Consider the following 3,537-nt stretch of genomic DNA (forward strand, 5'->3'; position numbering starts at 1 on the left):
TATTTGAATGATAAATGGAGCCAGGATAAAAGTTGTCAAGGAACCCAAAAGCCCTAGAAGCAAAGAAATTCCATAGACTTTTTTTATAAATCGAATAAATCGGGGTAGATCTGATTGTAGCAATCTTGCAGCATTGGGATAAATGGCCTGCATGACCAAAGCGGGAAACAACCGTAAAACCATTGATACCCGCTCTGCCAAACTGAACATACCGAGTATTTCAGTGGTAGAAAAAAAGCTGAGAATGATAAGCCCTCCATTAATTGAAATATGCGTTGCCATGTTGGAAAGGAACAATAACCCATTTTCCCTGATCGAGTCATAAACACCTAAAAATTTTGGTTTAAAGAATTTGATGTCCATTTGGTAATGGATGTATAACAGCAATAGCAGGTTGATACTGAGTCCTGTTATGCCCAAAAGGAAGTTGACCCAAATGGATTGTTCCGGGGAGTGGATAAACAAAATGATGCCCAACAGGTACAGCAATTTGCTGAACACATTTGCAATGGAAATCACTTTCATCTTTTCCATTCCCTGAAAAAACCAAAGTGGAAGCGTGGCTTCTGAAAAAAGCAATAAAAGGGAAAACAAAAGTATCCATTGATACTCTTGAAACATACCGAAGGCAAAAATTGCTAGGACAATACAAAGGCTTGCCAAAAAGGCCATCAGCATTTTGCTGAAAATGATATTGGAGACCAAATGTGAAAGCGCCTGTTTGTTTTGGTGGTTTAGAGCAACTTCACGGGGACCGCTGAGGTTGTAGCCAAAGCCTACCAGAATATTGAAAAGTACTATTATGGAAAGGGCCAAATTGACCAATCCGAACTGGTCTACACCGATGGATTGGATCAACAAAGGGATAGTGATCAATGAGATGATCACATTGGAGGCCTGAATGGTAGCCAAAAAAGCAAAATTCTGAATGGGTTTATTTCTGATCAGGTTGGAAAATGAAAATGAATTTAGTTTTTCAATCATATCAAAAGATGGATCAGTAACCTGTGAAATGCATACTGTACAGTTTCCTGAAATACAAATAGGCTATGGCCAGAAAAAAGAAAATTACGCCGCCAAAAACAATTCCTTTCAGGAGTTTGATTTTGGTCATTCTTAATGGTAACCTTGGTCCGTCAATGATCTGAATAAGAGGGGAATTGTTCCTATGGTTGACTTTTGCGATCTCCAGGTTTTTGGTGATTTCTGCATAGACTGCTGAAGCCGCCTGAATATCGATCTGTTTTTTCCTTCCTTCCACTGTTGCAGTTTGAAGCAGGGGATTTGGGAACGGTATCCTGTCAGCCATCCCGGCAAATTCCACTAGGTTATCATCCAGGACAGCCCTGACGCTATCAGATTGGATCTGCAATATGCCGACGTTTTCCGCTGTTTTCCTGGTCTTGGTTTCGAAGTAAAATGAATTGACATTATCAACCAATGTTTCATTGAAGACTTTCGCAAAGGCCTCATCTTTTGAACTGATGTTAACCTGAATGATGCTCAGCTTTCTGTTGGGTTTTTCAACTGCAAGGAGTTTTTCCCTGATGATTTTTGAAATTTCCTTAACCACTGAATCCTGGGTAACCGTAAATCTTTCCCTTGCAATAGAGAAGTCCATTTTTTCTAAATCTACTTTTCGTTTCCATTTATCGGAAAGCTTATTGAATTCAATGAATCTGTCAATCAGCAATGATTCTGAATTGAAAGTGCTAAGCAATGTTTTGCCCAGCATATTGTCAGATTTATACAATTCCATGATGTTGTCACCTTGAAAAATCCCACTGGAGGATCCGCCAATGGAACCGATATTGATGCCCAAAAGTGAAGCCAGACCTGACATTTGATTCAATCCACCCATATCAGACTCTTCAAGAACAAAAGTCGTCTCGGCATGATAAACAGGTTTTTTTATAACTGATGCCAATGCGCCTAATCCTGCTCCAATGATGACAGCAAATAGCAAGGTCTTCCATTTGCTGACAAAAAACCCAATCCAATTGCGGAATCTCTCCACGATCTCTTTGAAGGTGATTTTATCATCCAAAATATGTTGTTGCCCCTTCATGCTTATTCGAAATTGAGTTGCGAAATGATCAGTGCCAGGGTGGCAATGCCTGTGGTGATACCGATTATTTCTCCGGGTCTTACAGGAAGTCTAGGTCCTTTGGTAGGGACGATGACTTCGGCCCCGGGTGCAATGGAAGGATAGGACCTGATGCCCAAAAATCCTTTGGTTCTTGCGACTTCTCCATTGGCATAGACCACATAGGTCCGCTTTCTGTTGGCCCGGATATCGTAACCTCCAGCTCTATTGATATAATACTTCATTCCCCTATCCTTCTCGTACCTTACAGTGGCAGGATAGACTACATCCCCCCGCATCCTCACCGTTTGCAATTGTCTGGGAATGGATATGATATCACCTTCTTCCAGGATCAGGTCTTTGTCCGAACCTGGATTTTTCAAGATCGATTCTAGGTCAATGGCTACAGCTTCCCGCTGTTTGATTTTAATTTCACTGAGACCGGATTTGGTTTCTGCGATTCCGGCCAAAGCCTCTCTTTTGGATTGGGTGGCAATGGCACCTTCGGTAACATCAGTAGGGGTATTGCCCAAATCCTTGAAAAGCCTTTCCAAGAGCAATTCCTGTGCTTCTGTATTGTTGGGATCCGATTGTAATTTCACTTGAAGATCCTGAAGGTTCCGCTGTCTTCTTAATTGTTCTGATTCAGTTTCAAAAAACTCAGTTCTACGGATTAAAGTAGCACCTTTTGGATAGGCATAAGGAGTCAATCCTCCGGACCTTTTGATCAGGTCAGAAACCCGTTCTTCTGCAGTGGTAACCGAAAAGACACCCGGGGAATTTACCTGACCTTCCACCTGAACCAATCTATCCAAGGTGAAATTGGGTTTTCTCCTGACAATTACATTATCGTAAGGTAAAAGGGAAATTGGGTTTTCCTGAAGGGTGAGGTCAAGATCAATGTTGACAGGAATCAATTCTGAGAAAGTGCCAACATTTGTATCCTGCGATCTTCTGGCAATTTCAACATCTTTTCGATTTGCAGCTTCCCTTAATCCTCCTGCCAGGATTATTAAGTCTTCAACTGACATTTGGTTGGAGAAAGGGTAGGTACCCGGATTTCTTACTTCTCCTGTAATCTGCACATAAAATTCTTCCTGAAGATCATAAATACTCGAAATCCTGACCACATCTTCCCTTTGTAAGAGAATATCCTGTCTGTTGCCACTGAGTAATTCTCTAAGGTTGACTGAAATGACTTCTGTGCTCAGGTCATCGTTTGTTCTGAGAATACTTGCCCTTTCAAGATAGGCTTCGCCTCTGATTCCATCTGCATTTTTGATCAATTGCCCAAGTGTAAGTCCATCAGTCAGGGCAAAATTACCTTCCCGGAAAACTGCCCCTTTTATCTGTACGCGATTTGAATACCTGTTCAATACCCTGCCTACAGTATATTGGTCACCGCCTTTGACCATAAAAATTGAGAATTGGTTATCGAAAATATCGGAGAC

Annotated in this window: 3 protein-coding genes; all 3 read right to left on the bottom strand. The window is 41.4% G+C overall.

The features are described from left to right. On the bottom strand, positions 1-984 hold a 984-nt coding region (locus ACEW8O_RS15015), incomplete at its 3' end, for an oligosaccharide flippase family protein (protein ID WP_373495441.1). 13 nt (positions 985-997) lie between these two features. After that, positions 998-2,068 carry an exopolysaccharide biosynthesis protein gene (locus ACEW8O_RS15020; protein ID WP_373495442.1) on the bottom strand — a complete coding sequence of 357 codons (1,071 nt, stop codon included), beginning with the start codon at positions 2,066-2,068 and terminating at the stop codon, positions 998-1,000. Between the two features lie 2 nt (positions 2,069-2,070). After that, positions 2,071-3,537, bottom strand: a 1,467-nt coding sequence (locus tag ACEW8O_RS15025) for an SLBB domain-containing protein (RefSeq protein ID WP_373495443.1), incomplete at its 5' end; no start/stop codon positions are given.

The organism is Aquiflexum sp., from assembly GCF_041749095.1.
In the GTDB taxonomy this organism is placed as follows: Bacteria; Bacteroidota; Bacteroidia; order Cytophagales; family Cyclobacteriaceae; genus Aquiflexum.

What these genes read in the sequence shown, in the direction of transcription:
- ACEW8O_RS15020 (WP_373495442.1), bottom strand. Translation starts at nt 2,068, where the DNA reads ATGAAGGGGCAACAACATATTTTGGATGATAAAATCACCTTCAAAGAG.